This window comes from Xylophilus sp. GW821-FHT01B05, from assembly GCA_038961845.1.
Taxonomy (GTDB): Bacteria; Pseudomonadota; Gammaproteobacteria; order Burkholderiales; family Burkholderiaceae_C; genus Xylophilus.
In genome coordinates, this window is sequence record CP152408.1 from 1,363,457 (window position 1) to 1,389,598 (window position 26,142).

At 66.9% G+C, this 26,142-nt stretch carries 31 protein-coding genes; 16 read left to right on the top strand and 15 right to left on the bottom strand.

Going from position 1 to position 26,142, the window contains the following annotated elements; translation table 11 throughout:
* Positions 1-9: 9 nt before the first annotated feature.
* From AAFF27_06395 to AAFF27_06415, 5 genes are all read left to right on the top strand, one after another.
* The gene (locus AAFF27_06395) at positions 10-735 is read left to right on the top strand and encodes an SURF1 family protein (GenBank protein XAH24819.1); all 726 of its coding nucleotides are present in this window, start codon (positions 10-12) and stop codon (positions 733-735) included.
* Positions 736-869: 134 nt separating this feature from the next.
* Positions 870-1,535, top strand: a complete 666-nt coding sequence (locus AAFF27_06400; GenBank protein XAH24820.1) for a hypothetical protein — start codon at positions 870-872, stop codon at positions 1,533-1,535.
* Between the two features lie 24 nt (positions 1,536-1,559).
* Entirely contained in the window at positions 1,560-2,765 is a 1,206-nt protein-coding gene (locus AAFF27_06405; protein ID XAH24821.1) for a COX15/CtaA family protein, read from the top strand.
* Entirely contained in the window at positions 2,762-3,658 is an 897-nt protein-coding gene (gene cyoE, locus AAFF27_06410) for a heme o synthase (GenBank protein ID XAH24822.1), read from the top strand. The genes AAFF27_06405 and cyoE overlap by 4 nt, the downstream gene beginning before the upstream one ends.
* A gap of 13 nt (positions 3,659-3,671) precedes the next feature.
* On the top strand, positions 3,672-4,265 hold the full coding sequence (locus tag AAFF27_06415) for an SCO family protein (GenBank protein ID XAH26171.1): 594 nt from the start codon (positions 3,672-3,674) through the stop codon (positions 4,263-4,265).
* 69 nt (positions 4,266-4,334) lie between these two features.
* Here the strand turns inward: AAFF27_06415 and AAFF27_06420 are convergent, their stop codons facing one another.
* From AAFF27_06420 to ftsY, 3 genes are all read right to left on the bottom strand, one after another.
* Entirely contained in the window at positions 4,335-5,330 is a 996-nt protein-coding gene (locus AAFF27_06420; protein XAH24823.1) for a tripartite tricarboxylate transporter substrate-binding protein, read from the bottom strand.
* A 72-nt stretch (positions 5,331-5,402) separates the two neighbouring features.
* Positions 5,403-6,341, bottom strand: a complete 939-nt coding sequence (gene rpoH / locus AAFF27_06425) for an RNA polymerase sigma factor RpoH (protein ID XAH24824.1) — start codon at positions 6,339-6,341, stop codon at positions 5,403-5,405.
* A gap of 151 nt (positions 6,342-6,492) precedes the next feature.
* Positions 6,493-7,716, bottom strand: a complete 1,224-nt coding sequence (ftsY, locus tag AAFF27_06430; GenBank protein XAH24825.1) for a signal recognition particle-docking protein FtsY — start codon at positions 7,714-7,716, stop codon at positions 6,493-6,495.
* Between the two features lie 29 nt (positions 7,717-7,745).
* On the opposite strand from ftsY, the gene AAFF27_06435 reads away from it, so the two are divergent.
* Both AAFF27_06435 and AAFF27_06440 read left to right on the top strand, forming a co-directional pair.
* Positions 7,746-9,224: a pitrilysin family protein gene (locus tag AAFF27_06435; protein ID XAH24826.1), complete on the top strand. Its 1,479-nt coding sequence runs from the start codon at positions 7,746-7,748 to the stop codon at positions 9,222-9,224.
* Between the two features lie 15 nt (positions 9,225-9,239).
* The gene (locus AAFF27_06440) at positions 9,240-10,580 is read left to right on the top strand and encodes a pitrilysin family protein (GenBank protein ID XAH24827.1); all 1,341 of its coding nucleotides are present in this window, start codon (positions 9,240-9,242) and stop codon (positions 10,578-10,580) included.
* 1 nt (position 10,581) lies between these two features.
* Here AAFF27_06440 and AAFF27_06445 read toward each other — a convergent pair whose 3' ends face one another.
* Positions 10,582-11,487, bottom strand: a complete 906-nt coding sequence (locus tag AAFF27_06445) for a LysR family transcriptional regulator ArgP (GenBank protein XAH24828.1) — start codon at positions 11,485-11,487, stop codon at positions 10,582-10,584.
* A 74-nt stretch (positions 11,488-11,561) separates the two neighbouring features.
* Between AAFF27_06445 and AAFF27_06450 the strand changes: the two genes are divergently transcribed.
* The 3 genes from AAFF27_06450 to coaD all read left to right on the top strand — a co-directional run bounded on the left by AAFF27_06450 (position 11,562) and on the right by coaD (position 13,460).
* Positions 11,562-12,197, top strand: a complete 636-nt coding sequence (locus tag AAFF27_06450) for a LysE/ArgO family amino acid transporter (protein ID XAH24829.1) — start codon at positions 11,562-11,564, stop codon at positions 12,195-12,197.
* Positions 12,198-12,229: 32 nt separating this feature from the next.
* Entirely contained in the window at positions 12,230-12,865 is a 636-nt protein-coding gene (gene rsmD, locus AAFF27_06455; protein ID XAH24830.1) for a 16S rRNA (guanine(966)-N(2))-methyltransferase RsmD, read from the top strand.
* 91 nt (positions 12,866-12,956) lie between these two features.
* Positions 12,957-13,460: a pantetheine-phosphate adenylyltransferase gene (gene coaD / locus AAFF27_06460; GenBank protein XAH24831.1), complete on the top strand. Its 504-nt coding sequence runs from the start codon at positions 12,957-12,959 to the stop codon at positions 13,458-13,460.
* Here coaD and AAFF27_06465 read toward each other — a convergent pair.
* The 8 genes from AAFF27_06465 to AAFF27_06500 all read right to left on the bottom strand — a co-directional run bounded on the left by AAFF27_06465 (position 13,449) and on the right by AAFF27_06500 (position 18,915).
* Entirely contained in the window at positions 13,449-14,597 is a 1,149-nt protein-coding gene (locus AAFF27_06465) for a putative zinc-binding peptidase (GenBank protein ID XAH24832.1), read from the bottom strand. The genes coaD and AAFF27_06465 overlap by 12 nt on opposite strands.
* A 368-nt stretch (positions 14,598-14,965) precedes the next feature.
* Complete coding sequence (locus AAFF27_06470; protein XAH24833.1) at positions 14,966-15,280, bottom strand: BON domain-containing protein; 315 nt, start codon at positions 15,278-15,280, stop codon at positions 14,966-14,968.
* A gap of 55 nt (positions 15,281-15,335) precedes the next feature.
* Positions 15,336-15,902 carry a ferritin-like domain-containing protein gene (locus AAFF27_06475; protein ID XAH24834.1) on the bottom strand — a complete coding sequence of 189 codons (567 nt, stop codon included), beginning with the start codon at positions 15,900-15,902 and terminating at the stop codon, positions 15,336-15,338.
* On the bottom strand, positions 15,899-16,372 hold the full coding sequence (locus AAFF27_06480) for a hypothetical protein (protein XAH24835.1): 474 nt from the start codon (positions 16,370-16,372) through the stop codon (positions 15,899-15,901). Before AAFF27_06480 ends, AAFF27_06475 begins: the two co-directional genes overlap by 4 nt.
* Positions 16,369-16,740, bottom strand: coding sequence for a hypothetical protein (locus AAFF27_06485; GenBank protein XAH24836.1), 372 nt, complete (start codon positions 16,738-16,740; stop codon positions 16,369-16,371). Before AAFF27_06485 ends, AAFF27_06480 begins: the two co-directional genes overlap by 4 nt.
* Before the next feature lie 58 nt (positions 16,741-16,798).
* Complete coding sequence (locus AAFF27_06490; GenBank protein XAH24837.1) at positions 16,799-17,191, bottom strand: hypothetical protein; 393 nt, start codon at positions 17,189-17,191, stop codon at positions 16,799-16,801.
* An 82-nt stretch (positions 17,192-17,273) separates the two neighbouring features.
* The gene (locus AAFF27_06495; protein ID XAH24838.1) at positions 17,274-17,438 is read right to left on the bottom strand and encodes a DUF1328 domain-containing protein; all 165 of its coding nucleotides are present in this window, start codon (positions 17,436-17,438) and stop codon (positions 17,274-17,276) included.
* A 163-nt stretch (positions 17,439-17,601) separates the two neighbouring features.
* Positions 17,602-18,915, bottom strand: a complete 1,314-nt coding sequence (locus tag AAFF27_06500) for a CHASE3 domain-containing protein (protein ID XAH24839.1) — start codon at positions 18,913-18,915, stop codon at positions 17,602-17,604.
* 154 nt (positions 18,916-19,069) lie between these two features.
* Here AAFF27_06500 and AAFF27_06505 point away from each other — a divergent pair, with 154 nt between their 5' ends.
* Positions 19,070-19,702, top strand: coding sequence for a response regulator transcription factor (locus AAFF27_06505; GenBank protein XAH24840.1), 633 nt, complete (start codon positions 19,070-19,072; stop codon positions 19,700-19,702).
* 4 nt (positions 19,703-19,706) lie between these two features.
* On the opposite strand, the gene AAFF27_06510 is transcribed toward AAFF27_06505, so the two are convergent.
* Positions 19,707-20,138: a response regulator gene (locus tag AAFF27_06510; protein XAH24841.1), complete on the bottom strand. Its 432-nt coding sequence runs from the start codon at positions 20,136-20,138 to the stop codon at positions 19,707-19,709.
* A gap of 335 nt (positions 20,139-20,473) precedes the next feature.
* Between AAFF27_06510 and AAFF27_06515 the strand changes: the two genes are divergently transcribed.
* Positions 20,474-21,094: a lipocalin family protein gene (locus AAFF27_06515; protein ID XAH24842.1), complete on the top strand. Its 621-nt coding sequence runs from the start codon at positions 20,474-20,476 to the stop codon at positions 21,092-21,094.
* A 495-nt stretch (positions 21,095-21,589) separates the two neighbouring features.
* On the opposite strand, the gene AAFF27_06520 is transcribed toward AAFF27_06515, so the two are convergent.
* Positions 21,590-21,925: a thioredoxin family protein gene (locus tag AAFF27_06520; protein XAH24843.1), complete on the bottom strand. Its 336-nt coding sequence runs from the start codon at positions 21,923-21,925 to the stop codon at positions 21,590-21,592.
* A gap of 261 nt (positions 21,926-22,186) precedes the next feature.
* On the opposite strand from AAFF27_06520, the gene AAFF27_06525 reads away from it, so the two are divergent.
* On the top strand, positions 22,187-22,591 hold the full coding sequence (locus AAFF27_06525; GenBank protein ID XAH24844.1) for a group II truncated hemoglobin: 405 nt from the start codon (positions 22,187-22,189) through the stop codon (positions 22,589-22,591).
* On the opposite strand, the gene AAFF27_06530 is transcribed toward AAFF27_06525, so the two are convergent.
* Entirely contained in the window at positions 22,592-23,494 is a 903-nt protein-coding gene (locus tag AAFF27_06530; GenBank protein ID XAH24845.1) for a LysR family transcriptional regulator, read from the bottom strand. It lies immediately after the preceding gene.
* A 100-nt stretch (positions 23,495-23,594) separates the two neighbouring features.
* Between AAFF27_06530 and AAFF27_06535 the strand changes: the two genes are divergently transcribed.
* The 3 genes from AAFF27_06535 to AAFF27_06545 all read left to right on the top strand — a co-directional run bounded on the left by AAFF27_06535 (position 23,595) and on the right by AAFF27_06545 (position 26,142).
* Entirely contained in the window at positions 23,595-24,473 is an 879-nt protein-coding gene (locus AAFF27_06535) for an aldo/keto reductase family oxidoreductase (GenBank protein ID XAH24846.1), read from the top strand.
* A 58-nt stretch (positions 24,474-24,531) separates the two neighbouring features.
* Positions 24,532-24,936 carry an FKBP-type peptidyl-prolyl cis-trans isomerase gene (locus AAFF27_06540; protein ID XAH24847.1) on the top strand — a complete coding sequence of 135 codons (405 nt, stop codon included), beginning with the start codon at positions 24,532-24,534 and terminating at the stop codon, positions 24,934-24,936.
* A gap of 351 nt (positions 24,937-25,287) precedes the next feature.
* The gene (locus AAFF27_06545; GenBank protein XAH24848.1) at positions 25,288-26,142 is read left to right on the top strand and encodes a DUF6502 family protein; all 855 of its coding nucleotides are present in this window, start codon (positions 25,288-25,290) and stop codon (positions 26,140-26,142) included.

Consider the following 26,142-nt stretch of genomic DNA (forward strand, 5'->3'; position numbering starts at 1 on the left):
GATTATCCCGTGAGCCTGCGCGCCCCGCCACTGACATGGCGCTTCCTGCTGATCACCCTGGCTGCTCTTGTCGGCATAGGGGTGACGGCCTCGCTTGGCCGCTGGCAGTTGGCACGGGCCGCACAGCGAGAAGCCATCCACGCCACCATGCAGCAGCGCGAGGCCTTGCCCGTGCTCGACGGCGCCGCGCTGCCCCAGGGGGATGACGTAGAGCCCTTGCTGCACCGCAGCGTGCTGCTGCAGGGCCGCTGGCAGCCACGCGCCACGGTGTTCCTGGACAACCGCCAGATGGATGGGCGCCCAGGCTTCTTCGTGATAACGCCGCTGCAGCTCGATACCGGCACCACCGTGCTGGTGCAGCGCGGCTGGGTGCCGCGCAATTTCGAGGACCGCACCCGGCTGCCGGCGGTCGAAACGCCCGAGGGCGTGGTGCAGGTCAGGGGGCGCATCGAAGCGCCGCCCTCCAAGCTGTTCGACTTTGGCGCGGGCAATGCCTCTGAGGGGTCTTCCCGCATCCGGCAAAATCTCGACCTGCCGGCGTTCCGGCGCGAGACCGGGCTGCCCTTGGCGGCCTTCTCGGTGGTACAGACCGGCGATGCCAGCGAAGGCCTGCAGCGCCGTTGGCCCGAGATCACCAGCGGCGTCGAACGCCACTATGGCTACGCCTTCCAATGGTTCGGGCTTTGCGCCCTCATCGCATTCCTCTATGTCTGGTTTCAACTTGTACGCACTTGATGCACACCCCCAGGCTTCGCACTTCGTGTCTTCGCCAACCCCCTTGCAGGGGGCACATCCTGCGGCCCGGCAAGGCCGGTTCTGCGGTGTTCTTGGTATGAGGCAGTGCGTGTTTCATGCATTGGGGCTCTGACATGGAAGACCAGCCACTGGGCCTCACAGTCCATTCAATGCCGCAGCCGGGCGATGCGCAGGCGCAGCGGCGCACGGTGCATGGCCGCTGGAAGATGCTGGCGGTGATGCTGGTGTGTGCGGCGCCGGTGTTGGCGTCTTACTTCACCTTCTACGTGGTGCGGCCCGAGGGCGGGCGCGCTTACGGCGAGCTGATCGAGGCGCAGCCGGAGTTGCCCGACGTGCCGGCTACCTTGCCCGACGGCCAGACGCAGAGCCTGACCGCGCTGCGCAAGCAATGGCTGCTGGTGAGCGTGGGCGGCGGCGCCTGCGAGGCCCGCTGCGAGCACAACCTCTACCTGCAGCGCCAACTGCGGGAAAGCCTGGGGCGTGAGAAAGACCGCATGGACTGGGTCTGGCTGGTCGATGACGCGGCGCCAGTGCGCCCGGAATTGGCCCAGGGCATACGCCAGGCGACAACCCTGCGCGTGGACCGCGCGGCGCTGGCGGCCTGGCTGGCGCCGGCCGAAGGCCGCACGCTGGAAGAACACCTGTACGTGGTCGACCCCATGGGCCGCTGGATGATGCGTTTCCCGGCCGACATGGACGCCAAGGGCGCGGCCCGGGCCAAGCGCGACCTGGAGCGCCTGCTGCGCGCCTCTTCTTCCTGGGACGAAGCCGGCCGCTGAGCGCGCTGCCCACCTGTTTTCGCGATGGAACATTCCTCTCTCTACGACCTCTCGCCCGCGCTGCAGCTGATGCTCACCGGGCTGTTGGTCGCGTCCGTGCCGCTGCTGTGGCTCTGGATGCGCCACCGGGGCGCCAGCACCTTGCGCCGGCTGCAGGCGCTGACCGTGCTCACGCTGTTTCTTACCTTCGACCTGGTGCTGTTTGGCGCCTTCACGCGGCTGACCGACTCCGGCCTGGGCTGCCCGGACTGGCCCGGCTGCTACGGCAGTGCCAGCCCGGTGGGCGCGCGCAGCCAGATCGCGGCAGCGCAAAGCGCCATGCCGACCGGCCCGGTCACGCACGGCAAGGCCTGGGTGGAGATGGTCCATCGCTACCTGGCCACCGGTGTCGGCGTGCTGATCCTGACCCTGACCCTTGCCACCTGGTGGCTGGCGCGCCAGCAACGCCGCCAGGACGGGCCTGCGCTGCCGGTGCACCCGGCGTGGCCGGCGGTGACCCTGGTCTGGGTCTGCATCCAGGGCGCGTTTGGCGCCTTTACCGTGACCTGGCGGCTGTTTCCGGCCATCGTGGTGCTGCATCTGGCGGGTGGCCTGATCCTGCTGGCGCTGCTGTGCGCCCAGGCGGTGCGCCATGCGCAGGCGCAGGGCGGCTATGGCCCGGTGGAGCTGCAGCGTGGCCTGCGGGCCGGCCTGGCCCTGACCTGCGCCATGCTGGCGCTGCAGATCCTGCTGGGCGGCTGGGTCAGCACCAATTACGCGGTGCTGGTCTGCGCCGAGTTCCCGACCTGCCAGGGCAGTTGGTGGCCGTCCATGAACTTTGCCCAGGGCTTTGAGGTCTGGCGGCCACTGGGCCTGCTGCGCGATGGCAGCAACATCAGCTTTGCCGGCCTGACCGCGATCCACTATGCGCATCGCCTGTTTGCCTATGCGCTGTTTGTGGCACTGTGCCTGCTGGCCTGGCGGCTGTGGCGCGTGCCGGGGCTGGCGCGCGCGGCGCGCTGGCTGGCTGGCCTGGCGCTGTGGCAGTTTGCTACCGGCTTGTCCAACGTCGTGCTGGACTGGCCGCTGGTCGCCGCCGTGTCCCATACTGGCGGTGCCGCCGCCCTGGTGGTGGCGCTGACCTGGACCTATTTCTCCAGCCGCCCGGCTGTAGCGCGTGATCTGCGCGATACAGCCGGGCCCGCCCCGCGTGCGATCGCCGCGGGCTTCCCCGGATCTTCCCCACCATGAGCGCCGCTTCCTCTCTTGCCGCACCGTCGCGGTTTCAACAGTTCTACGCGCTGACCAAGCCGCGTGTGGTGCAGCTGATCGTGTTCTGTGCCCTGATCGGCATGGTGCTGGCCGTGCCCGGCGTGCCGACCTGGGCTGACATCCGCCTGGCCGCAGTGGCCTGCGTTGGCATCTGGCTGGTGGCGGGGGCCGCCGCCGCCTTCAACTGCCTGGTGGAGAAAAGCATAGACGCCAAGATGCGCCGCACCGCCTGGCGCGCCACGGCGCGCGGTGAGCTGAGCGACCTGCAGGCGCTCAGCTTCTCTGCCACTTTGTGCGTGGCCGGCTCCTGGCTGCTGTATGCCTTCGTCAACCCGCTGACCATGTGGCTGACCTTTGCCACCTTTGTCGGCTATGCGGTGGTCTACACCGTCATCCTCAAGCCGCTGACGCCGCAGAACATCGTCATTGGCGGGGCGTCTGGCGCCATGCCGCCGGTGCTGGGCTGGGCCGCCATGACCGGCGACGTCGGGCCCGAGGCACTGATCCTGTTCCTGATCATCTTCCTGTGGACGCCACCGCACTTCTGGGCGCTGGCGCTGTACCGGGTCGAGGACTACCGCAAGTCCGGCCTGCCCATGCTGCCGGTGACCCACGGCAACGAGTTCACACGCCTGCAGGTGCTGCTCTACACCTTCATCCTGTTCGCGGGCTGCCTGATGCCTTTCATCTACGGCATGAGTTCGTGGATTTACCTGGCGGCGGCCGTAGTGCTCAACGCCGGTTTTTGTGCCTATGCGTTCCGGCTCTGGCGCAATTACTCGGACGAGCTGGCGCGCCGTACCTTCCGTTTCTCGCTGATCCACCTGAGCCTGCTGTTCGCGGCGCTGCTGGTGGACCACTATGTTTTCTAGGAGCTTTGCCGTGCTGCCTACCCGCCGACTTGTGCTGATTTCTGCTGCCGCCGCAGCGCTGGCCGCCTGTTCCAAATCCGCACCTGGCCCGAGCTTCCATGCGGTGGACGTCACCGGCGCCGACTACGCCCGCGACTTCTCCCTGGCCGACCAGTTCGGCAAGACCCGCACCATGGCTGATTTCAAGGGCAAGGTGGTGGTCGCGTTCTTTGGCTTCACCCAGTGCCCGGACGTGTGCCCGACCACCATGGCCGAGCTGGCCGAGGTCAAGCGCCAATTGGGCGCCGACGGCGACCGCCTGCAGGCCGTCTTCATCAGCGTCGACCCGGAGCGCGACACGCCCGAGGTGCTGAAGGCCTACATGGAGAACTTCGACCCGAGCTTCATCGCGCTGCGCCCCACGCCCGATCAGTTGCCCGTGGTCGCCAAGGACTACAAGGTCTACTACAAGAAGGTCGAGGGCAAGGAGCCGGGCAGCTACTCGATGGACCATTCCGCCGGCAGCTACCTGTACGACCCGCAGGGCCGGCTGCGTCTCTACAGCCGCTACGGCAGCCCCAGCACCGAGCTGATGGCCGACATCAAGGCCTTGTTGGCTGTGGCTTGATTGCTATTTAAATAATAGCTATAAGCCTAGTCCCCGCCTGGGCTAGAGGCATATTTCTTTAAAAATTGCCTATTCGTTCTTGATGCCGCGCAGCTGGATGATGCCGCCCAGCACCACCGCATCGGACTTGATGCGGTTGGCCAGGCCTTCGGGCGAAGTCCCCACCGCCTGCCAGCCCTGCTGGGCCAGCTTGGCGCGGATCTCGGGCGAGCGGGTGATCTCCACCAGCAGCGTCGACAGCCGGGCCACGATGGGCGCGGGCATCGAGGTGGGGGCGGCCACGGCGTTCCACATCTCCAGGTTGAAGTTCTGCACGCCGGCTTCCGACAGGCTCGGGATCTCGGGCACCAGCGGACTGCGGCTGGTCGAGGTGATGCCGATGGCGCGCAGCTTGCCGGCCTTGGCCTGCGCCGACGCCAGCGCCGGCGGCAGCATGGAGATCTGCAGCTCGCCCGCGATCATGGCGTTGGCCACCTGCGGGTAGCCGGGGTAGGGCACGTGCATCGGATCGATGCCGCTGCGGCTCTTGAGCAATTCCATGCCCAGATGGCCCACCGTGCCCACGCCGGGCGAGCCGTAGCTCCACTTGTCGCCGGCGCTGCGGGCGGCGGCGAAGAAGGCACGCGCGTCGGCGCCGGGCGCGTTCAGTGGCGCGGTCAGCACCAGCGGCGACACGCCGATCAGGCTGATCGGCGCGAAGTCCTTCAGCGGGTCGTACGGCAGCCGCGGGTTGAGCAGCTTGGACACCGTCATGTTGCCGTTGATCATCAGCCCGATGGTGTGGTCGTCATTGGCCTTGGCCACGTAGTCGGCGGCGATGTTGCCGCCCGCGCCCACCTTGTTCTCGACGATCACCGGCTGGCCCAGCGCCTTGGACAGCGGCTCGGCCAGCGTGCGTGCGGTGGTGTCGGGGGAGGAGCCACCGGGGAAGCCGACGATGATGCGCAGCGGCTTGGTCGGCCAGTGCGCCGGCATCGGGTGGGCGGGCGCCTGGGCCAGGGCGGTGCCGGCAAGGCTCAGCAAAGCCGCGGACAGCAGGGCGCGGCGGGGGGCTGATGGCAGCATGGGGAGTGTCTCCAGAGCGCAAAACCCGGGAGTTTGCACCATCCCCCGCCGTGGGCAGGGAATGGGCGGGCGTCAGGCGTATTCGGCCAGCGCCTTCTTCATCTTCTTCATGGCGGCCGATTCGATCTGGCGGATGCGCTCGGCGCTCACGCTGTACTCGGCTGCCAGCTCGTGCAGCGTCATGCCGCCCGAGCCGTCGTCGTTCACCTTGAGCCAGCGCTCTTCCACGATGCGGCGGCTGCGGTCGTCCAGCGTGTTCAGCGCCGTGGCGATGCCGTCGGTGGCCAGCACGTCGCGCTGGCGTGATTCGAGCATGGCCGTGGGCTCATGCGCGGCGTCGGCTAGGTAGGCGATCGGGCCAAAGGCCTGCTCGCCGTCGTCCGAAGGCGACGGGTCCAGCAGCACGTCGCCGCCGGACATGCGCGTTTCCATCTCCATGACTTCTTCGCGCTTGACGTTCAGGCGCTCGGCGACCAGGTCGATCTCGCGCTCGCTCAGGGTGTCGCGCGGCGTGGCCGTGTCGCTCAAGCCGGCTTCGGACTTGAAACCTTGCTTCATCGAGCGCAGGTTGAAGAACAGCTTGCGCTGCGACTTGGTGGTCGCCACCTTCACCATGCGCCAGTTCTTCAGGATGTACTCGTGGATCTCGGCCTTGATCCAGTGCATGGCGTAGCTCACCAGGCGCACGCCCTGGTCCGGGTCAAAGCGCTTGACCGCCTTCATCAGGCCGATGTTGCCTTCCTGGATCAGGTCGCCCTGCGGCAGGCCATAGCCCATGTACTGGCGGGAAATGGAGACGACCAGGCGCAGGTGCGACAACACCATGCGCCCGGCGGAGTCCAGGTCGTTGTCGTCGCGCAGCTTGCGGGCGTAGCGCTGCTCTTCCTCGAGGGTGAGCAGCGGAATGCGATTGATGGCGGAAATGTAGGCGTCGAGGTTACCCAGCGGGGGCACCAGCGACCACGGATTGGCGGTCGCAACGGCGGTGGCATTTCCAGTTTGAATACTCATACCAGAAGTCCTTTTCTCATAGACGGTTCATATTAGCACTCGATTGGATTGAGTGCTAAGTTACAAGTTCCCCTCTATTCCTATCGTGCCGATAGCTTTTGCCCTGCCGCTGTCCCTTATGTAAAGCGCCGGTCAAAGCCGTTGCGGCGGGTTAGGCCAGCAGTGCCTGGGCAAATTCGCGGGCGCTGAAGGTTTCCAGGTCTTCCAGCTTCTCGCCCACGCCTATGAAATAGACCGGTATCGGCCGTTCCTGGGCGATGGCGGCCAGCACGCCGCCCTTGGCCGTGCCGTCCAGCTTGGTGACGATCAGCCCGGTCAGGCCCAGTGCGTCGTCAAAAGACCGCACTTGCGCCAGGGCGTTCTGGCCGGTGTTGCCGTCTATCACCAGCAGCACTTCGTGCGGGGCGGTGCCGTCGGCCTTTTGCACCACGCGCTTGATCTTCTTCAGCTCTTCCATCAGGTGCAGCTGCGTCGGCAGGCGCCCGGCGGTATCCACCAGCACCACGTCCTTGCCGCGTGCCTTGCCGGCCGTTACCGCGTCAAAGCTGACGGCGGCTGGGTCGCCGCCCTGCTGGCCGATGATTTCGACCAGGTTGCGGTCAGCCCACACGCCCAACTGCTCGCGCGCCGCGGCGCGGAAGGTGTCGGCGGCGGCCAGCAGCACGCTGGCGCCTTCCTGGGCCAGGTGTTTGGTGAGCTTGCCGATCGAGGTGGTCTTGCCGGCGCCATTCACGCCCGCCACCATGATCACGGTCGGCGTGTACTGGCCGATCACCAGCGGCTTCTCCAGCGGCGCCAGCAGGGCGGCAATGGCATCGGCCAGCAGCGCCTTGACGGCGGCCGGCTCGGTGGCCTTGGCTTCTTTTACGCGCCGCTTCAGGTCGGTCAGCAGGTGCTGCGTGGCCTTGACGCCGGTGTCGGCCATCAGCAGGGCGTCTTCCAGCTCTTCATAGAGCGCGTCGTCGATCTTGGTGCCGGTGAAGACGGTGGTGATGCTGCTGCCGGTCTTGCGCAGCCCGGCCTTCAGGCGATCGAGCCAGGGGCGGCGCTCGGCTGCGACCGGGGCGGGTGGTGGCAATGGAGCAGGCACGGGAACGGGCGCTGGCGCTGGTGCGGGTGGCACAGGCGGTGCGGGCGCCGGTACGACCGGTGCAGGGGGCTCAGGCGCAGGGGCCGGAGCCGGCCCGGCGCCAAACTGGTTCTTCAGCCACGACAGGGCCGACCCGGTAGCGGCAGGCGCCGGAGCAGGTGGCGGTGGCGGAGGAGGGGGCGGCTCAACCGCCGGTGCAGCGGGCGGGCTGGGCAAAGGGGCCGGCGCGGGCTGCGGCGGGACTTCGGGCGGGGTGGCTGCTTTTTTCTTGAAGAAACTGAACATTGGAGGCGTTCTTAGAATCGCACCATTCTATGAAACGATCCATACCCCCATTGGGCCTGCTGCTGGGCTTGCTCGGTGCCTTTGGCGCCGCAGCCCAGCCATCGCAGGCCGGCGATCCCGCCCCAACGCCCGGGTCTACTGTGTTGCCAGGGCAGCCGCCGGCCAGCGCAAGCGCCGAAGCCGTGCAGCAGTTCACCCTGGCCAATGGCATGACGGTGATCATCAAGCCGGACCGCCGCGCGCCCACGGCCGTGCAGATGGTCTGGGTCCGGGTGGGCTCGATGGATGAGGTCGACGGCACCTCGGGCGTCGCCCACATGCTGGAGCACATGATGTTCAAGGGCACGCCGACCGTGCCCGCGGGCGAATTTTCACGTCGCGTGGCGGCCCTGGGCGGGCGCGAGAACGCCTTCACCACGCGCGACTACACCGGCTACTACCAGCAGATCCCGGCCAACCGGCTGCAAGAGGTGATGAAGCTCGAATCCGACCGCTTTGCCCACAACCAGTGGGCCGACGGCGAATTCACCAAAGAGCGCCAGGTGGTGACCGAAGAGCGCCGCATGCGCACCGAAGACAACCCGCGCGCCCAACTGGGCGAGGTGCTCAACGCCCAGGTCTGGCTGGCCTCGCCCTACCGCCGGCCGGTGATCGGCTGGATGAGCGACATCGCCGCCTACACCGCTGACGATGTGCGCGCCTTCCACCAGCGCTGGTACGTGCCGGCCAACGCGGCGCTGGTGGTGGCGGGCGATGTGGATGTGTCCCAGGTCCGCCGCTGGGCCGAGGCCACCTACGGCCGTATCCCCGCGCGTGCCGTGCCGGCGCGCAAGCCGCAGATCGAGCCGGCGCAGGTTGGCATCCGCCGCGTCGACTTCAAGGCGCCGGCCGAGCAAGCCTATGTGGCACTGAACTTCAAGGTGCCGGGGCTGGAGTCGCTTGCGGCTGGCGCGCCGCAGGCCGACGACGCGCTGGCGCTGACCGTGCTGTCGGCCGTGCTCGACGGCTACAGCGGCGCCCGCCTGGGCCGCGCCTTGACGCAGGGCCCGGATCGCGTGGCCGACAGCGTTGGCGCCTACCACTCGCTGGTGGCGCGCGGCCCCAAGAGCTTCATGCTGTACGGCGTGCCGGCGCAGGGCCGTACCGCGGCGCAGGTAGAGGCCGCACTGCGCGCCGAGGTGGCCAAGGTGGCGGCCGAGGGCGTGAGCGAAGCCGAGCTGCGCCGCGTCAAGACCCAATGGGTGGCGGGCGAGGTGTTCAAGCGCGACTCGGTGTTCGAGCAGGCCAACGAGCTGGGCTCCAACTGGATCATGGGCTTGCCGATCGATGCCGACGAGCAGGTCATTGCGCGCCTGGAAAAGGTCACGGCCCAGCAGGTGCAGGCCGTGGCGCAACGCTATTTCGGCGACGACCAGCTCACCGTCGGCACGCTGCTGCCGCAGCCGGTCGATCCCTCCAAACCGCGCCGCCCGGCGCAGGCCGACGCCCCTGGCGGTGCGGTGCACTGAGCGAAAGCCTGTTCCATGTTTACTATTAAAAATATAGCTATAAGCCGGCTGCTGGCCTGGGCTTTAGCCACTTTTCTTGCAAAAGATGCTCTGGCGGCGCTGCCGATCCAGCACTGGACCCAGCCCAGCGGCGCGCAGGTCTACCTGGTCGAGAGCAAGGCCGTGCCCATGGTGGACGTGCAGATCGACTTCGACGCCGGCAGCCGGCGCGACCCGGCGGCGCAGGCCGGCCTGGCCAGCGTCACCGCGCGCATGGTGGACAAGGGCGTGCTGGCCCGTGGCCAGGAACCGGCGCTGGACGAGAACGCGCTGGACGACGCCTGGGCCGACCTGGGCGCCAATTTCGGCGCCGAGGCCGGCAGCGACCGCATGAGCTTCTCGCTGCGCTCGCTCACCGACCCGGCGCTGCTGGACCGCGCCGCGCAACTGGCGGCGCGCCAGATCGGCGAGCCGTCCTTCCCCGACGACATCTGGCAGCGCGAGCGCCAGCGCATCACCGCCGCCCTGCGCGAGGCCGAGACCCGGCCCGCCACCCAGGCCGGCCGCGCCTTCCAGCGCGCGGTCTACGGCAGCCACCCCTATGGCCAGCGCACCACGGCCGAGACGCTGGCGGCCATCTCGGTGGCCGACATGCGTGCCCTGTACGAGCGTTCCCTGCTGGCCTGCGGTGCCAAGGTCAGCGTGGTCGGCGCGCTGGACCGCGCGCAGGCCGACCGGCTCGCCGCGGCCCTGTTGTCGCGCCTGCCGGTACGCGCCTGTGCCGCGTTGCCGGCCGTGGGTGAGGTGCAGCCGCTCACCGCGCCACAGGACATCCGCATTCCCTTCGATTCGGCCCAGGCCCATGTCTACATCGGCCAGCCAGGCTTCAAGCGGGACGATCCGGACTACTTCGCGCTGACCGTGGGCAACTACATCCTGGGCGGTGGCGGTTTTGTCTCGCGCCTGACCGAGCAGGTGCGCGAGAAGCGCGGCCTGAGCTACAGCGTGCAAAGCTGGTTCGAGCCTGGCCTGCATGCGGGCGCATTCACCATCGGCCTGCAGACCCGGCCCGACCAGGCCGCACAGGCGGTAGACGTGGCGCGCGGCGTGCTCGACCATTTCGTGGCCGACGGCCCGACGCGGGCAGAACTCAAGGCCGCGCAGGACAACCTGATTGGCGGCTTCCCGCTGCGCATCGACAGCAATGCCAAGCTGCTGTCCAACGTGGCCAACATTGCCTGGAACAACTTGCCGCTCGACTACCTCGACACCTGGACCGCCCAGGTGAAGAAGGTCGGCGTCGCCGACATCCGCGCGGCCTTCGAGCGCAAGCTGCGGCCTGACCGCATGGTGACGGTGGTGGTGGGCGGCAAATAGCCTACGCCAGCGCGTGCGGGCCGCCGGTGGCGGCTGCGCGCACCGCAGCGCCCAGCCGCTCCAATAGCCGCGGCGCCGCGCGCGCCTGCTGCCAATACAGCGGCACCGGCAGCGTCGAGCCCGGCACCAGTTCCACCAGTGCGCCCTTGCGCATCGCATCGGCCACCATGCTGGCCGGATGCATGCCCCAGCCCATGCCGGCGCAGGCGGCCTCGACGAAAGCATGTGGCGAGGGCAGCCAGTGCCGCGGCGTCTCGACGCTGCGATGGCAGATGCGGCGCACCCAGCGCGCCTGCAGCCGGTCCTTGCGGTCGAACACCAGGCTTGGCGCGCTTGCCAGCGTGCGGGCGCCGACACCCTTGGAAAAATGCTCGCGCACGAAGCGCGGGCTTGCCGCCGCCACGTAGTGCATGGTGCCCAGTGCTTCGCTGTTGCAGCCGGCCACGGGCTGGGCCAGCGCCGTCACGGCCGCCAGCACGGCGCCGCTGCGCAGGCGCTCGGCCGTGTGGTCCTGATCGTCCACCGTGAGGTCGAGCAGCGCAGCTTCTTGTGCCGCGAAGTCTGCCGCAGCCGCCATGAACCAGGTCGCCAGGCTGTCGGCATTGACCGCCACCCGCACCGTGACCCGCTCGCCCGCCGCGCCGCCCATGCCCAGGGCCGGCAAGGCATCGCGCAGCTCGTGCTCCAGCATGCCGACGCGCTCCACGTGCTTGCACAGCTGCAGCCCGGCTTCGGTGGCAACACAGGGCTGGCCGCGCACCAGCAGCGCGCCGCCGGTGCGCTCTTCCAACTGCTTCACACGCTGCGATACCGCCGACGGCGTGACGTTCAGCGCGCGGGCGGCGCGCTCGAAGCTGCCTTCGCGCACCACGGCGGCCAGGGCGTTCAAAGCGGCGTAGTCGAGCATGGTGTGAAGCAAAACTAAATTGAGGTTAGAAGGTTTAGTTTGAGTTAATTCGCATCCGGCAGCAAGCTGGCGCCATGTCTGCCGAACACTTCAGCACCGCCTTTGCCAACGGATTCTTCATGAGCCTGGTGCTCATCGTGGCCATTGGCGCCCAGAACGCCTATGTGCTGCGCCAGGGGCTGCGGCGCGAGCATGTGGGCGCCGTGGTGTTGTTTTGCGCGGCCGGCGATGCGTCGTTGATCGCGGCGGGCGTGGCCGGCATGGCGCAGGCGCTGCAGGGGCGGCCCATGCTGGCTACCCTGCTCGCGGGGCTCGGCGCAGCCTTTCTGTGCGCTTATGGATTTGGGGCCTTGTGGCGCGCGCGCCAGCCCGGCGCCTTGCAGGCGGCGGTGCAAGGGGCGTCGCTGTCGCGCGTGGCCGTGCTGGCACAGGTGGCTGGCTTCACGCTGCTGAATCCGCATGTCTATCTGGACACCGTGCTGCTGGTCGGCAGCGCGGGCGCCCAGTACGCGGGCTCGCTCAAAGTCTGGTTTGTGGCGGGCGCCTCGCTGGCGAGCGCGCTGTGGTTCGCCTTGCTCGGCTTTGGCGCGCGGCTGCTGGCACCGGTATTTGCGCGGCCGCGTGCCTGGCAAATGCTCGATGCGCTGATTGGCGGCACCATGCTCGTGCTGGCTGCCATGCTGGCCCGCCGCGCCTTCACCGGCTGGTGAAAGCGCTTGCCCTGCGCGGTTAAGCTCGCCGCATGTCCCAGAAAGCCGCTTCCGCCTCTCCCAAACCCGCCGCCAAGCGGCCTGCCAAGCCGATCGTCAAGAGGCCATCCAAGCCGCCGGGCGAAGTGCGCATCATCGGCGGCCAATGGCGGCGTACCCGTCTTGCGGTGGCCAACAAGCCCGGCTTGCGCCCCACCCCTGACCGCGTGCGCGAGACGCTGTTCAACTGGCTGGGCCAGGACTTGACCGGCTGGCGCTGCCTGGATGCCTTTGCCGGCACCGGCGCGCTCGGGCTGGAGGCCGCCTCGCGCGGGGCGGCGCCGGTGCTGCTGTGCGAGCAGGATTCCCAACTGGTCGAGGCACTGCGCGCGATACGCACGCGGCTGCAGGCCGAGGGCGTGGATATCCGCCGCATGGACGGTGTGGCTGCGCTGCGCGAGGCCGCGCCCGGCAGCCTGCACCTGGTGCTGCTCGATCCGCCGTTTGACGCCGGCCTGTTCGTGCCGGCCCTGAAGGCGGCTGCGCGTGCCTTGGCGCCTGATGGCTTTGTCTACCTGGAGGCGCCCGAGGCCTGGTCGGACACGGCGCTGGCCGAGCACGGCTTTGTGCTGCAGCGCCACCTGCGGGCCGGCGCAGTCCATGCGCACTTGCTCAAGCCCCTGGCCTGAGGCAGGGCCTTTCCGCAGCGCAGCATAATCGCCGCCACGAAGGCGGCCGTGCCGCTTCTTCCCCCATGAGAAGAGACAGGAGAACCGCTGCATGGTGCACAACGTCATCGCCGTCTACCCCGGCACTTTCGATCCCATGACCCTGGGCCATGAAGACGTGGTGCGCCGCGCGACCCAGCTGTTTGGCCGGGTCATCGTGGCGGTCGCTGCCGGCCACCACAAGAAGACGCTGTTCGACCTGCAGGAGCGCATCGACATGGTCCGCGTGGCGGTGCGCCATTACCCGCAGGTCGAGGTGGAGAGCTTCTCCGGCCTGCTGCGCGACTTCGTGGTGGCGCGCGGCGGCAAGGCCATGGTGCGCGGCCTGCGCGCCGTGACTGATTTCGACTACGAATTCCAGCTGGCCGGCATGAACCGCAGCCTGATGCCGGATGTGGAAACCGTCTTTCTCACCCCCAGCGACAAGTACCAGTTCATCTCCAGCACCTTTGTGCGCGAGATTGCCCTGTTGCACGGCGAGGTGGACAAGTTCGTCTCGCCCGAGGTGCAGGAGCGGCTGCAGGCCAAGGTCAATGCGCGCCCGCTAGGCGGCTGAAACGGGTCGGGCGGCGTCAGTCCCGTCGACGACCGGCTTGCGCGTGCTTTCGTGGATCACCTCGTGCACGAAGCGCAGCTTGCGCAGGGCGCCGGGTGACAGCGCGAACGGGTAGGCGTCGCTCTGGCCCAGGCTGCGGTTCAGGCTGTTGAGCAGCAGCGTGACCGGCACCCATTGCTGGACCAACTGGGTGAAATCTGTCTCAGGTGAGTCGAAGGGGTTGGACACGCCTTTCCTGGGCATGGGCTTGGTGCCAGGCACCACCATGTTGGTACGGAAGGCCGCTGCGGTTTCGAGCAGGTCGACCATGTGCAGGTAGTGCGCCCAGGTCTCGGCCCAGTCCTCCCAGGCGTGGGCCGTGGCATAGCTGCTCACGTAATCGTTGTGCCAATCGCTGCCGCCATGGCCGGCGGCATAGTGCTGCTGCAGCGCCGACTCGTAGTCGGCTGACTCGTCGCCAAAGGTCTCCCGGAAGGCTGGCGTGCGTCCTGCATCGCGGATCAACTGGTTCCAGTAATAGTGGCCGGACTCGTGGCGCAGGTGTCCGAGCAGGGTGCGGTAGGGCTCATGCAGCAGCAGCCGGCGGCGCGCACGCTCGTCGTCGTCGGCTTCGGCGATGTTCAGGGTGATCAGGCCGGCCTTGTGGCCGGTCATGATGGCTGGCCCGCCGGGCTGGTCGGCCAGGAAGGCGTAGGCCGGGCCGGGCGTGTCCGGGCCCTGCTCCTGTGTCGGTGCCAGGCCCAGCCGCGCCAGCGTATAGAACAGCCGGCGCTTGGCGACCTCGATCAGGTACCAGCGGTGCTGGTTGCCAGGCAGTGAGAGATCAGGCAGCACCCGTGTCTGGCGGCACGAGATGCACAGCGGGTTGGGGTCTTCCTGCGGCACCGCGAAGTTGCAGGCCTGGTACAGGTCGTGATTGAGGCACATGCGGTAGCTTGTGCGTGGCTCGGGCGCATTGACGCATTGCCAGAGGCGTGCGGAAGGGGCTGCTTGCGCCTCATCCTGCGGCGTGGCCTCCTGGAGCGCAGCAATGTTCAGTTGGTCTGGCAGGAAGGCCAATGGGCTGCCGCAGTTCAGGCACTGGACGTTCTCGAAGAAGACCGGGTGGTGGCAGGTGTCGCAACTGAAGATTTTCATGACGGCGCGGGCCGGGTCCGATCAAAAAAGAAAAGGCAGGTCGCCGACCTGCCTTGGATACCAATGTAAGAACGTGTTTGCGATCTCTATGGGGTCGCGCAAGTGTCTTTGCGGGATGGGATGCAAGGCGCGGTGCGCCGTCCATAGCTTGGCTATGGACAAGCGCCGCAACGCCGCAGACCGCCCGCAAAGACACTTGCCCGAAGGGTTGGAGTGAAATCGGGCGATTGAGCGCCCCATCTGCTTGCATGGGCACGAGCCCATGCGGCGCAGACTGGGCCACTCACTCATCCCGATTGCACTCCAACGCGATCCCCATACAGATCGTAAACACGTTCTAAGGGCACGAGGCCAGGGTTGGCTCCTGGCTACGGACGCACCACGATGCTGTTGCGCACTTGACGCACATTGTTAGTGCTGCGGGCCAGCGCTTCGGCCTGGTCCTTCTCGGCCTGCGATTTGGCAAAGCCTGACAGCTGTACGGTCCCATTGAGGGTTTCCACACTGATGGACGTGGCTGCAACGGTCTTGTCCGCCGCGAACTTGGCCTTCACTGCGGTGGTGACGCCTGCGTCGTCGACATAGGAGCCCACGGTTTCCTGGTTGCGGGCCACGGCGCAGCCGGCGGTGATAACGGTGATGCCGGTCAGGGCGGCCAAGGCAATGGTGCGAGCGTATTTCATGGTGAGTCCTTAAAAAATGTAGTTGGGCAGGGGCTGCCGCGTCGCCCGTGGCGTATCAGCGGTGCAGCCAATCCTTCAGTTCGTCGGCGTGCTCTTCCTCTTGCGCCAGGATGCCTTCCAGCATGCGGCGGGTGGTAGGGTCCTTGTCGCTGAGCAGGAGGATCGTCTGGCGATAGGCCTCCACTGCGATCCGCTCGGCCACCAGGTTGGCACGCAGCATGGACTTGAGGTCCTTGGAGTCGTCGTAGTCGGCATGGCTGCGGCGTGTCAGCGATTCGGGGGAGAAGTCGGGGTCGCCACCCAACTGCACGATGCGTTCGGCCAGCAGGTCGGCATGCGCGGCCTCCTCGTTGGCGTGTACCAGGAACTCCTTGGCGATGGCGGGCGATGCCAGGCCATCCGCCGTGAAATGGTGGCGTTTGTAGCGCAGCACGCACACCAGCTCGGTGGCCAGTGCATCGTTGAGCAGCTTGATGATGGCCTCGCGGTGCGGGCCATAGCTGGGAGTCACCGGGCCGTCGTCGAGGTGCGTGGCCGCGGCCTTCAATGCGGCCTCGTCCAGCACCAGCGGGGCAGACTTGACTCGCGCGACAGCGGGTTTGGTGGCCGTTGCAGTTCTCATGGGGGATCCTTCGGGGTTGGGTCTTTTCCGGCGGTGAGCAATGACAGCGCCAGGCTGGTGGCCTGGGAGCTTTTGAGGGCCGCGATGGCAAGGCCGCCCAAGGAGACCAGGCGCCAGGGACGCGTCAGCGCCACGACCGCGCCCACGCCTGCGGCGATGCCCAGCAACTGCAAGGGTTTGCGTTCAGCGTAGTCTTCAAGAAAAGGCCTGGCGACAGCACCCGCTGCGCGGGCCGGGTGGAATTGCCACCAGGCGTTGATGCCATGGCGCGCGGCCGACCATAGGCCTGTGCCGGGACGGCTGGCCGAAGACGATTCGGTCTGGTGTTCGGCGGCCGCGTCGTCGGACGGGGCGCCTGGTCCTGTCGGCTCGCCGCGGCGGTGCTTTTCCGGGCCGCGCAACTGCTGCAGCAAGGCCTGGCGGGAGGCTTCGAGCCGTTGCTTGGCGCTGGGCGTGTCGCTGTTGCTCATCGGTGTTCTCCGGCCATCCGCAGGGCTACCACGTCGGCATCCAGCTGCGCCTTGATGTCGTCAAAGCGCTTGCCGGACATCGGCTTGCGGGCGTAGGCCACGGCGCCCACGGCGATCAGCAGTGCGACGCCGGGCACAACCACCAGGGCCCAATGGAAGGCGTTGACAAAGCCGATCATCACGGCGGCCCCGCTCAGGGTGACGAAGACCGAGCCCATGACCACTGCCACGCCCCAGGCCGCGGCCTTCAGCGCCAACTCGGTTCCGAAGGAGCTCACCTCCTCCTGGGCCAGTGCGGCATATCCCGCCAGATGCTCCACCACCAGCTCAGGCTTGCGGATCAGGATGGTGAAAAGGGGATGGAGCATTTTTTGTGGTGATGGGGTGTGCGTGGGGCCAGGAGGGAAGGTGGGTGACGGGCGCGGCTCAGTAGCGGTTGCGTTTGTTGTCGCGTGTGGCGATCAGGATGGCTGCGGCAATCGCTGCGCCCGCCGCAACGGCGATCAGCACCGAGCGCACCGGTTGCTCTGCCACGTAGCGCCCGGTGGCATCGGTGTAGTGCGACAGCTTCTGCTGGGCGCGGTACTTGGCGTCGGCCGCGTATTCGCGCCCGCGACTGGCAAGCTCTTGTGCCGTGGCGGTGATCTGGTTGACCAGCGGGTCTACGTTGCTGCGCATTTCACGCACCTTGTCGCCGGCCTTGTCCAGGGAATCGTTGGCGAAGTCGCGGGTGGAGTCCACGGCGTTTTCGGCGCTGTGCAGAAGGTTGTCGGAAACATTGCGGGCGGTGTTGGCGGCTTTGGTGGTGCTGATGGTCATGGTGAATCCTTGAGGCGGAGAAGAGAAGCAAGAGAAATAGGCAGGGCGGTGTGACAACTCGCCTGCGCGGCGTGCGCGGGCGTCAACGCCCGCGGCTGCGGCCAACAACAAAACTGATGATGGTCAGAACGGCGAAGATGAAAAACAGGATCTTGGCAATCCCGACGGCACCGGCGGCGATGCCACCAAAGCCGAAGACAGCCGCAATCAGCGCTATGACTAGAAATACAACGGTGTAGTGCAGCATGGCCCACTCCTTCTTTAAAAACAAAGGCGACCACCTATCGAGTCGCCTTGTGGCAAGCGTATGAAGAAGAGGCGCTGAACGTGATCAGCAGCAGGCCCGACGCCCTGTCAGTACCGGAGGCCGTGATTTGTAGGAGCGGGCTGACAGCGCCCGCAGAGGCGCTTTAGCGCGAGCTGGGCAGCGATGCTGCAATCAGCGTGCCTTTGCCCGGGGTCGACGTGATGGTCAGCCGGCCGCCTGCGGCCTCCACGCGATGGCGCATGCCGGCGAGGCCATGGGTGGATGGCATGACCACGCTCGTGTTGAAGCCCACGCCATCGTCGCGCACCTCCACGGCGACATGGCTGGCATAGCTGTGCAGGGTCACGATCACCTGGCGCGCCTGCGCGTACTTGCCGATGTTGGTCAGCGACTCTTGCACCAGCCGGTACACCGTGAGCTGCGCGGACTCGTCGAGCTCCGCCATCTCCAGGTTGGTCATGATGGAGAAACCCAGGCGCTCGCCCATCTCGCGTGCCAGGATCTCCAGTGCGGCCACCAGCCCCAGGTTGGAGAGCGAGGAAGGCCGCAGGTCTTCGATGATGCGGCGCTTCAGGGCGATGCCGCTGTTGAGCGTTTCGGTCAGGTGCTGCAGGCGGGCGGCGGTCTCTGGCGAGTCGGTTCCGACACGCGACTTCAGCCGCGCCACGTCGAGCTTGGCAGCGGTCAGCAGCGAGCCCAGCTCGTCATGCAGCTCTCGCGCCAGATGGCCACGCTCGTCCTCGCGCACCTGCTGCAGGTGGGTGGCCAGTTGCGCCAGCGAGGCCGTGCGTTCGCGCACCTGGTCGCCAAGCCGGTCGCGCTCGCGCTCCAGCATTTCCTGCTGCCGCTGGTCGGTTTGCTTCAGCGCATTGCTCTGGCGCAAGTACATGTAGAACGCGATCAGTCCCACCAGCGTGACGGCGGCAATGCCAATGCGCGAGAGCTGCAGTGAGCGCACGATCTGCTCCTGCCCGGTGTCCACCGCGTTTGAGCTGGCCGCGATCAACTGGCGAGTCTGCCGGCGGATCTCGTCCATGTGCTCGCGGCCCACATCGGTCATGAGCACGAAGCGCCAGGCATCTTCGTTGCCCTGCTTGCGCAGGCGTACGCTGAGTTCCATCTCTGCGAGCTTGCGCGATATCTGGCGGCTCAGCAGGCCCAGGCTGGCGACGTGCTCGGGCGAATCCGCGTAGTAGCCGCGCAACTCATCCAGGCTGCGGTTGATCTCGGTGATCGAGGCGTTGTAGGGTTCGAGATAGCGCTCGTCGCCGGTCAGCAGGTAGCCGCGCTGGCCGGTTTCGCCGTCAAGCACCTGCTGCAGCAACTGTGTCAGCGTGGTGCGGATGCGCTGGGATTGCGCGATCTCCTGCAGCGCGGCGTTGGAGCGGATGTAGCCGGTTTCGTTGATCCCGACCAGCATGGCTGCGGCCAGCACTGCCATCAGCAGACTGACCATGAAACGGGGAACCAGTAACCTTCGCATGCAATGCTCTGGGCGGGGGAATTATTCGTCAATAATCAATGGCGCTACCGAAACACAGGCTGATGGGCCAAGGGCCAGCACCGGGCATTGTGCCCCGCCTATGGCCTGCGCCGCAGAAAGACCGGAAATGATAAAAATCGGAATCGTGGATGACCACGCCATTGTGCGGACCGGGCTCCGGCAGTTCTTCTCCGACCATGTCGATCTGCGAGTGGTTGGCGAGGCGTCCAATGGGCGCGAGGCCATCGACCTGATCCGCAATGTCGAGATCGATGTGCTGGTGATGGATCTCTCCATGCCGGGCCAGACCGGCCTCGATGCCTTGGGCATGATCCGCGCCAAGGCCCCGGATGTCGGCATCCTGATCCTCAGCGGCTACCCGGAGGAGCACTACGCCATGAACCTGATCCGTCAGGGGGCGAGCGGCTATCTCAACAAGGAATGCGAGCCGATGGAGATCGTCAATGCGATCCGCACCATCTCGCTGGGCCGGCGCTACATCACGCCGGCCGTGGCCGACCTGCTGGCGCAGCAGCTTAACCGCAAGGACGATGCGCCGGCACATGAGCTTCTGTCCGAGCGTGAATTCCAGGTGTTCCTCAAGCTCGCCAAGGGCGAGACCGCTGGCGACATCGCCAAGTCGCTGTCGCTGAGCGTGAAGACGGTGAGCACCTACCGCACGCGCCTGATGGAGAAGATGAACCTTGCCTCCAACAGCGACCTGACCTACTACGCGCTGAAGAACAAGCTGATCGATTGAGGCGTTAGACCGACAACGCGGACGGGTCCAGGTCCGCGCTGGACCAGATCCCCTGGGAGGCATGCTGGATGCAATAGTCCAGCAGCGCATCGATTTCGTTGGATTTGTCGAACACCGCATCTGCGCCCAGTTGCGCGCAGCGGGTGCGGATGTCGGGTGTGGCGTAGTTGCTGAGCACCACCACCCGCTGGTGCGGCAGGCGTTCTTTGCAGGCGGCAAGAACACCCAATCCGCTGCCCTGTTTCAGAAACAGGTCCACGATGGCCAAGTCCCACTGGTGGGCGTGCGCGGCCAGCCAACCACAGCCTTCGCGCTCGGCCACCGCGACTCCGACTGTCCTGATGTGGGCCAACTCTTCCAGAGTGCCGATCAGGTTTTCGCGGATAGTGGCGTTGTCTTCGACAATGAAAGTTCTGATTCCCGGGATCATGTCCATAGGCGTTGGTTGATTGCATCCAACCGGTCAAAGACACGCCTGGCAACTCTTACTGCCAATGTAGGGCGCGCAGGGACGGGATTCTGCCAGCGCCTGCGCGGCACTTTTGTGGGGCTTGTCCTACAAGTGCAGGACCGCTCTAACGGTGGTGCCGGTGGCCGGTACTGCATGCCCGTCGCCTGTGCGGGCACACTAGTGTCGCGTCAAGCACGATCTGCCGGTGTGCGCTTGCCCTCGCCGCGCATCGCTGCGCCTTGCGCTGCACGCCGATGCCTTCGCACCCATCCTTCACCTCACGCTTGACGCGACACTAGTCACTCTTTACCGGAACCCCGATGTCATCTTTACCCCTGCTGCCTTCTTGCCTGTCGCGTCGTCTTGGCCCCTTGCTCTTGGTGGGCGCGTTGCTTGTGGGCTGGGGCGGCGGCGCTTGGGCGCAGGATGCTGCAGAGCCCGGCGCGGCGTCCCTGCCCGTCGTGCCGCATGTGGATCTGCTGCGCTATGGCGGCCTGTGGCATGAGATTGCGCGGCTGCCCAACTCCCTGCAGCGCAAGTGCGTGGATGAGGTAACGGCCGAGTACCTGCCGCGGCCTTCGGGTGGCATGTCGGTGGTCAACCGCTGCCGCCAGCAAGATGGCTCATTGGACGAGACCCGTGGTGTGGGGCGCAGAGCGGCCCCGCATGAAGGCGAGGCCGACGATGCCGGGCGCCTGGAAGTGCGCTTCGCCCCGATCTGGATGGCCTGGCTGCCTGCCGTGTGGGGTGACTATCGGATCCTGGCGCTGGACGACGACTATTCGATTGCCCTGGTGGGCACTGCGGACCGCAGTTCCCTGTGGCTGCTGGCCCGCAGGCCTTCCTTGCCGGACAAGGAGGTCGAGGCGTGGCTGGCGCGCGCCGCAGCGCTGGGCTTTGACACGAGCCGGGTTATCCGCTCCGGCGCGGCTGCCAGTTAGATCGGGCCAAGCGTGGACGCATAGCTTTGGTGGCGCAGGCAGTGATTTGAGTGGAGGTCAGAAAATGAGGGTGAAGCGATTTTTTTGCTGGCTGGGGCTTGCACTTCTATCCCCGATTTTCTTCCTCCTTGCTATCCAATTCTTTCGCCGCATCGCATTCGTGGTTCGCCACGGCGGTGTGGATTGCGCGGCGTGCAATGGATCGCCCTTGGCGTTCTTGATCGGTTGGGGAGTTGAAATGCTACTTTCGCTTTTCGTGGGGGCTTTTGCCTTCGCGCTTTGGCGCCCGATAAAGCGCAGTGGCGTGCATCTTTCGGCTAGATCGCCTGGCAATCAGGCGCAGTGAACGCGGCACTGTTCGGGCGGAGCCTGCTGGAGCCCTTCGATAGGCTCAGGGCGAACGGCGGAGATCGCCCGTGATGATTTGCGAGTCGGCCAGCTTGCAAGACACATAAGTCCACGGAAAGCGCGAGGGCCTTCAACAAGGAAAGCGCCCTACGCTGCCCCCGCAGCAAGCACCTGCATCGCGTCCTGCACTGCCGCTGCATCGGCGGGCCGCACCAGCCGCGCTACTTCCTGGCCGTCGCGCAGGAAGATCAGCGTGGGCCAGAGTTTGACTTTGAAGGATCGGCCCAGTGCGCGGCCGGGGCCGTCTTCCACCTTGAGGTGGCGCAGGGCAGGGTGGGCGCTGACGGCGGGCGCGATCAGTGGCTGCGCGGCCTGGCAGAAGCCGCACCAGTCGGTGCCGAATTCCAGCAGCGTGGCGCCGGGCAGGGCATCGATCTCGGCGCGTGTCGGGGCGGTGGTGGCGTAGGGGGTGGGCGTGGGCATGGCGGGGTCCTTGGTGGGCAGCAAGTCAGCATTCTGCGGACTTTGGGTCCTGGGTAATTGGGGTGCTCTATTTTTCATAGCTATATGCCAAGGCAGGTACTGGGCTACGAGCACTTTTTATCAATATTCCAGTCTGGGCATGCTGCAGGGGGGCGGTGGGATACTTGGGCATTGTTCCCACGTTGCCGCCATGGGGTGCCGCGCATCCATTCCTGAGGGGCGCCAGTCCGCTCGCTGCAACCGCTTGTTGCCATTTCGACCATGCAAATCCAAGACAAACCCCCGTTCGACACACCCTTCGAGTGGATTGGCGGCGAAGCCCGCGTGCAGGCGCTGGTCGAGCGCTTCTATGACCTGATGGACCTGGAGCCCGCCTACGCCGCCTTGCGCGCGGCCCACGGCCCCGACCTGAGCAATGCGCGGCAGCGGCTGTTCTGGTTTCTGTGCGGCTGGCTGGGCGGGCCGCAGCACTACACCGAGCGCTTCGGCCACCCCATGCTGCGGGCTCGGCACATGCCGTTTTCCATTGGCATCAAGGAGCGCGACCAGTGGCTGGCCTGCATGGACCAGGCCATGGGCGAGACCGGCGTGCCCGAGGACTTGCGGCTGCGCCTGCAGCAGAGCTTCTTCCAGACCGGCGACTGGATGCGCAACAAGGGCGTTTGATTAAGCCTGCCCAGCTTTGATGAAATCCACAAACGCCCGCAGCGGCGCCGGCAGCAGGCGCCGCCCGGGGTAGTACAAAAAGGGGCCGGAGAAGCGTGGCCACCACGGCTCCAGGATGGGCTGCAGGCGGCCATCGTCCAGGTAGGGCTGGAGCCAGTCCTCGAACAGGTAGATGACGCCGGTGCCGGCCACGGCTGCGTCAACGGCCAGGTCGGTTGCGCCGCCCAACTGCACCAGCAGCCGCCCTGCGGGCTCGATCCGCAGCAGCTCGCCATTGCGCTCGAACTCCCAGGGCGGCATGGCGCCACTGCTGAAGCGCCCGCGCAGGCAGTGGTGCTTGAGCAGGTCGCGCGGGTGCTCCGGGCGGCCGTGGCGTGCCAGGTAGGCGGGCGATGCGGCAGCGGCAAAGCGCTGGGTGCGCGGGCCGATCGGCAGGGCGATCATGTCCTGCTCCAGCCGCTCGTCGTAGCGGATGCCGGCGTCGCAGCCGGCCGCCAGCACGTCGACAAAGCTGTCCTCGGCTATCACCTCCAGGCCGATATCAGGGTAGGCCGCCAGGAAGGCCGGCACGATGGCTGGCAGCACCAGCCGTGCCGCGCTGATCGGCACGTTGAGCTTCAACGTGCCCGCCGGCTGGTCGCGAAAACCGTTGACCACGTCGAGTGCGGCCTCGACCTCGGTCAGGGCTGGGCCCAGCCGCTCCAGCAGGCGCTGCCCGGCCTCGGTCGGCACCACGCTGCGCGTCGTGCGGTGGAGCAGGCGCACGCCCAGCTGTGCCTCCAGCCGGCGCACCGCCTCGCTCAGCCCGGAGGCGCTGGCGCCGCTGGCACGCGCGCCATCCCGGAAGCCCTTGGCGCGCGCCACCGCCACAAAGGCGTTCAGATCAGCCAGATCGAATTTCATTGTTCGCCGCTCCGTACAACCTGTGCGGATTGTGGCTACTTATCGCGCAATGCAAGGCTGCCTAGACTGCCTTTCATCTCCAGCAGAAAGGAATCCCACCATGTCCCAACCTTCCAACGCCGGCAGCTTTTCCCTCGGCGGCCGCAGTGTGAACCGACTTGGCTACGGCGCCATGCAACTAGCCGGCCCGGGCGTGTTCGGCCCGCCCAAGGACCGCGACGCCGCCCTGGCCGTGCTGCGCGCGGCGGTGGCTGCCGGCGTGAACCACATGGACACCAGCGACTTCTACGGCCCGCACATCACCAACCAGCTGATCCGCGAGGCGCTGGCGCCGTACCCGGATGAGCTGGTCATCGTCACCAAGATCGGTGCGCGGCGCGGGCCCGACGGCGCCTGGCTGCCGGCGTTTGCGCCCGAGGAACTGACCCAGGCCGTGCACGACAACCTGCGCAACCTGGGGGTAGGGGCGCTGGACGTGGTCAACCTGCGCATCATGTTTGACACGCACGGCCCGGCTGAGGGCTCGATCGAGGCACCGCTGGCTGCACTGGCTGCGTTGCAGCAGCAGGGCCTGGTGCGCCATATTGGCCTCAGCAATGCCACGCGCGCCCAGATCGCCGAGGGGCGCCGCATCTGCCCCATCGTGTGCGTGCAGAACCACTACAACCTGGTGCATCGGCAGGATGACGCGCTGATCGACGAACTGGCGCGCGACGGCATCGCCTACGTGCCCTTCTTCCCGTTGGGCGGGTTCACGCCGTTGCAGTCCTCGGCTCTGTCGGACGTGGCGCAGCAATTGGGCGCAACGCCCATGCAGGTGGCGCTGGCGTGGCTGCTGCGGCGCTCGCCCAACCTGCTGCTGATCCCGGGCACCTCGTCGGTGGCGCATCTGCGTGAAAACCTGGCAGCGGTGGCGCTGGAGCTGCCGCCAGACGCCATGGCGGCGCTGGAGCGCGTGGCGGGCCACTCGCCGGCGTGATGGCCGGGCGGGCATCCGTTAGCCTATGCCCTTTTGTTGCTACCACTCTGCCATCACCATGAAGACATCCTCTGCCCTCGCCATCCTCCTGTCCGCCGCTGCCGCGCTGCCGTTGGCCGCTGGCGCTGAAGTCCTGGCCTCTGGCGTCAACGTCGAGCAGATCAAGGTGGGCACTGGCGCCCAGCCTACCGCCAGCAGCACGGTCAAGGTGCATTACCGTGGCACGCTGGTCGATGGAACGGAGTTCGATAGCTCCTACAAGCGCGGCGAGCCGATCTCGTTCCCGCTGACCGGCGTGATCCCCTGCTGGACGCAGGGCGTGCAGACCATGAAGGTGGGCGGCAAGGCCAAGCTCATCTGCCCACCGGCTACGGCCTACGGCTCTCGTGGCGCCGGTGGCGTGATCCCGCCTAATGCCACGCTGACCTTCGAGATCGAATTGCTGGACGTGGTCGGCCGCTAAGAACGTGTTTGCGATCTCTATGGGGTCGCGCAAGTGTCTTTGCGGGATGGGATGCAAGGCGCGGTGCGCCGTCCATAGCTTGGCTATGGACAAGCGCCGCAACGCCGCAGACCGCCCGCAAAGACACTTGCCCGAAGGGTTGGAGTGAAATCGGGCGATTGAGCGCCCCATCTGCTTGCATGGGCACGAGCCCATGCGGCGCAGACTGGGCCACCCACTCATCCCGATTGCACTCCAACGCGATCCCCATACAGATCGTAAACAAGTTCTAACCCCCTGGGGCGGTGCGCGGAGGCATCGCCAGCGCGCAATTTGCGTGAATGGGAAAAAATCCCATATACAATCCGCCGCATGGACGACACCCCGCCCGATTGGTCCGACGCTGACCTGCTGCCGCAGGCGCTGGCCGTCGTGCGGCCGCTGGCGCAGTGGATGGTGCGCTCGGGCGTGGGCTACGCCGCCTTTGCGGCGGCGCTCAAGCCCGTGTTTTTGGCGGCCGCCGAGGCCGAGGCCCGGCGCCATGGCCAGCGCCCGACCGATTCGGCGCTGAGCCTGCTCTCTGGCCTGCACCGCAAGGATGTGAAGCAACTGCGCGCCGACACGCCCGAGGCGCTGCTGGACGACGGCCGCCCGCGCCCGGCGCGCGCCACGCCGGCACAGCAGGTGGTCACGCGTTGGCTGGCCAGCGGCCTGCCCGATGCGCTGCCGCTGGCAGGCGAGGGCGACACTTTCGAAGCCCTGGCGCGGCGCGTCTCCACCGACGTGCACCCGCGCAGCGTGGCGCAAGAGCTGGTGCGCCTGGGCGTAGCCACTGAAGAGGACGACCAACTGGTGCTGCGCCGCCAGGCCTTTGTGCCCGACGCGCGCCACAGCGAGGCGCGCCAGTTGCTGGCCGACAGCGTGGCCGACCACCTGGCCGCCGGTGTGCACAACCTGAGCGGCGATGGCCCGGTCAGGTACCTGGACCAGAGCGTGTTTGCCGACGGGCTGTCCGAGCAGTCGGTGCGCACGCTGGAGTCACTGGCCAACCGCCTGTGGGCCGACGTGCTGGCGGCGATGGTCGCTGCCGCCGTGCCGCTGGCCGACCAGGACGAGGCCGCTGGCGGCACGCACCGCCTGCGCCTGGGCATGTTTTGCTATTCCACCCGCATGGCCCCGGTGGCCGCGGCCAACGACGACAACGCCGCGCAGGAACCCGCGCCATGA

Excerpts from the sequence above, each read along its gene's own strand:
- AAFF27_06445 (XAH24828.1), bottom strand. The coding sequence starts at position 11,487 with ATGCTCGACTACGCCGCTTTGAACGCCCTGGCCGCCGTGGTGCGCGAA.
- AAFF27_06520 (XAH24843.1), bottom strand. The coding sequence starts at position 21,925 with ATGCCCACGCCCACCCCCTACGCCACCACCGCCCCGACACGCGCCGAG.
- AAFF27_06440 (XAH24827.1), top strand. The coding sequence starts at position 9,240 with ATGTTTACTATTAAAAATATAGCTATAAGCCGGCTGCTGGCCTGGGCT.
- AAFF27_06510 (XAH24841.1), bottom strand. The coding sequence starts at position 20,138 with ATGGACATGATCCCGGGAATCAGAACTTTCATTGTCGAAGACAACGCC.
- AAFF27_06505 (XAH24840.1), top strand. The coding sequence starts at position 19,070 with ATGATAAAAATCGGAATCGTGGATGACCACGCCATTGTGCGGACCGGG.
- AAFF27_06405 (XAH24821.1), top strand. The coding sequence starts at position 1,560 with ATGGAACATTCCTCTCTCTACGACCTCTCGCCCGCGCTGCAGCTGATG.
- AAFF27_06480 (XAH24835.1), bottom strand. The coding sequence starts at position 16,372 with ATGAGCAACAGCGACACGCCCAGCGCCAAGCAACGGCTCGAAGCCTCC.
- AAFF27_06485 (XAH24836.1), bottom strand. The coding sequence starts at position 16,740 with ATGCTCCATCCCCTTTTCACCATCCTGATCCGCAAGCCTGAGCTGGTG.
- AAFF27_06475 (XAH24834.1), bottom strand. The coding sequence starts at position 15,902 with ATGAGAACTGCAACGGCCACCAAACCCGCTGTCGCGCGAGTCAAGTCT.
- AAFF27_06495 (XAH24838.1), bottom strand. The coding sequence starts at position 17,438 with ATGCTGCACTACACCGTTGTATTTCTAGTCATAGCGCTGATTGCGGCT.
- rsmD (XAH24830.1), top strand. The coding sequence starts at position 12,230 with ATGTCCCAGAAAGCCGCTTCCGCCTCTCCCAAACCCGCCGCCAAGCGG.
- AAFF27_06420 (XAH24823.1), bottom strand. The coding sequence starts at position 5,330 with ATGCTGCCATCAGCCCCCCGCCGCGCCCTGCTGTCCGCGGCTTTGCTG.
- AAFF27_06450 (XAH24829.1), top strand. The coding sequence starts at position 11,562 with ATGTCTGCCGAACACTTCAGCACCGCCTTTGCCAACGGATTCTTCATG.
- AAFF27_06530 (XAH24845.1), bottom strand. The coding sequence starts at position 23,494 with ATGAAATTCGATCTGGCTGATCTGAACGCCTTTGTGGCGGTGGCGCGC.
- ftsY (XAH24825.1), bottom strand. The coding sequence starts at position 7,716 with ATGTTCAGTTTCTTCAAGAAAAAAGCAGCCACCCCGCCCGAAGTCCCG.
- cyoE (XAH24822.1), top strand. The coding sequence starts at position 2,762 with ATGAGCGCCGCTTCCTCTCTTGCCGCACCGTCGCGGTTTCAACAGTTC.
- AAFF27_06500 (XAH24839.1), bottom strand. The coding sequence starts at position 18,915 with ATGGTCAGTCTGCTGATGGCAGTGCTGGCCGCAGCCATGCTGGTCGGG.
- AAFF27_06435 (XAH24826.1), top strand. The coding sequence starts at position 7,746 with ATGAAACGATCCATACCCCCATTGGGCCTGCTGCTGGGCTTGCTCGGT.
- AAFF27_06400 (XAH24820.1), top strand. The coding sequence starts at position 870 with ATGGAAGACCAGCCACTGGGCCTCACAGTCCATTCAATGCCGCAGCCG.
- AAFF27_06470 (XAH24833.1), bottom strand. The coding sequence starts at position 15,280 with ATGAAATACGCTCGCACCATTGCCTTGGCCGCCCTGACCGGCATCACC.
- coaD (XAH24831.1), top strand. The coding sequence starts at position 12,957 with ATGGTGCACAACGTCATCGCCGTCTACCCCGGCACTTTCGATCCCATG.
- rpoH (XAH24824.1), bottom strand. The coding sequence starts at position 6,341 with ATGAGTATTCAAACTGGAAATGCCACCGCCGTTGCGACCGCCAATCCG.
- AAFF27_06515 (XAH24842.1), top strand. The coding sequence starts at position 20,474 with ATGTCATCTTTACCCCTGCTGCCTTCTTGCCTGTCGCGTCGTCTTGGC.
- AAFF27_06465 (XAH24832.1), bottom strand. The coding sequence starts at position 14,597 with ATGAAAATCTTCAGTTGCGACACCTGCCACCACCCGGTCTTCTTCGAG.
- AAFF27_06545 (XAH24848.1), top strand. The coding sequence starts at position 25,288 with ATGGACGACACCCCGCCCGATTGGTCCGACGCTGACCTGCTGCCGCAG.
- AAFF27_06490 (XAH24837.1), bottom strand. The coding sequence starts at position 17,191 with ATGACCATCAGCACCACCAAAGCCGCCAACACCGCCCGCAATGTTTCC.
- AAFF27_06525 (XAH24844.1), top strand. The coding sequence starts at position 22,187 with ATGCAAATCCAAGACAAACCCCCGTTCGACACACCCTTCGAGTGGATT.
- AAFF27_06540 (XAH24847.1), top strand. The coding sequence starts at position 24,532 with ATGAAGACATCCTCTGCCCTCGCCATCCTCCTGTCCGCCGCTGCCGCG.
- AAFF27_06535 (XAH24846.1), top strand. The coding sequence starts at position 23,595 with ATGTCCCAACCTTCCAACGCCGGCAGCTTTTCCCTCGGCGGCCGCAGT.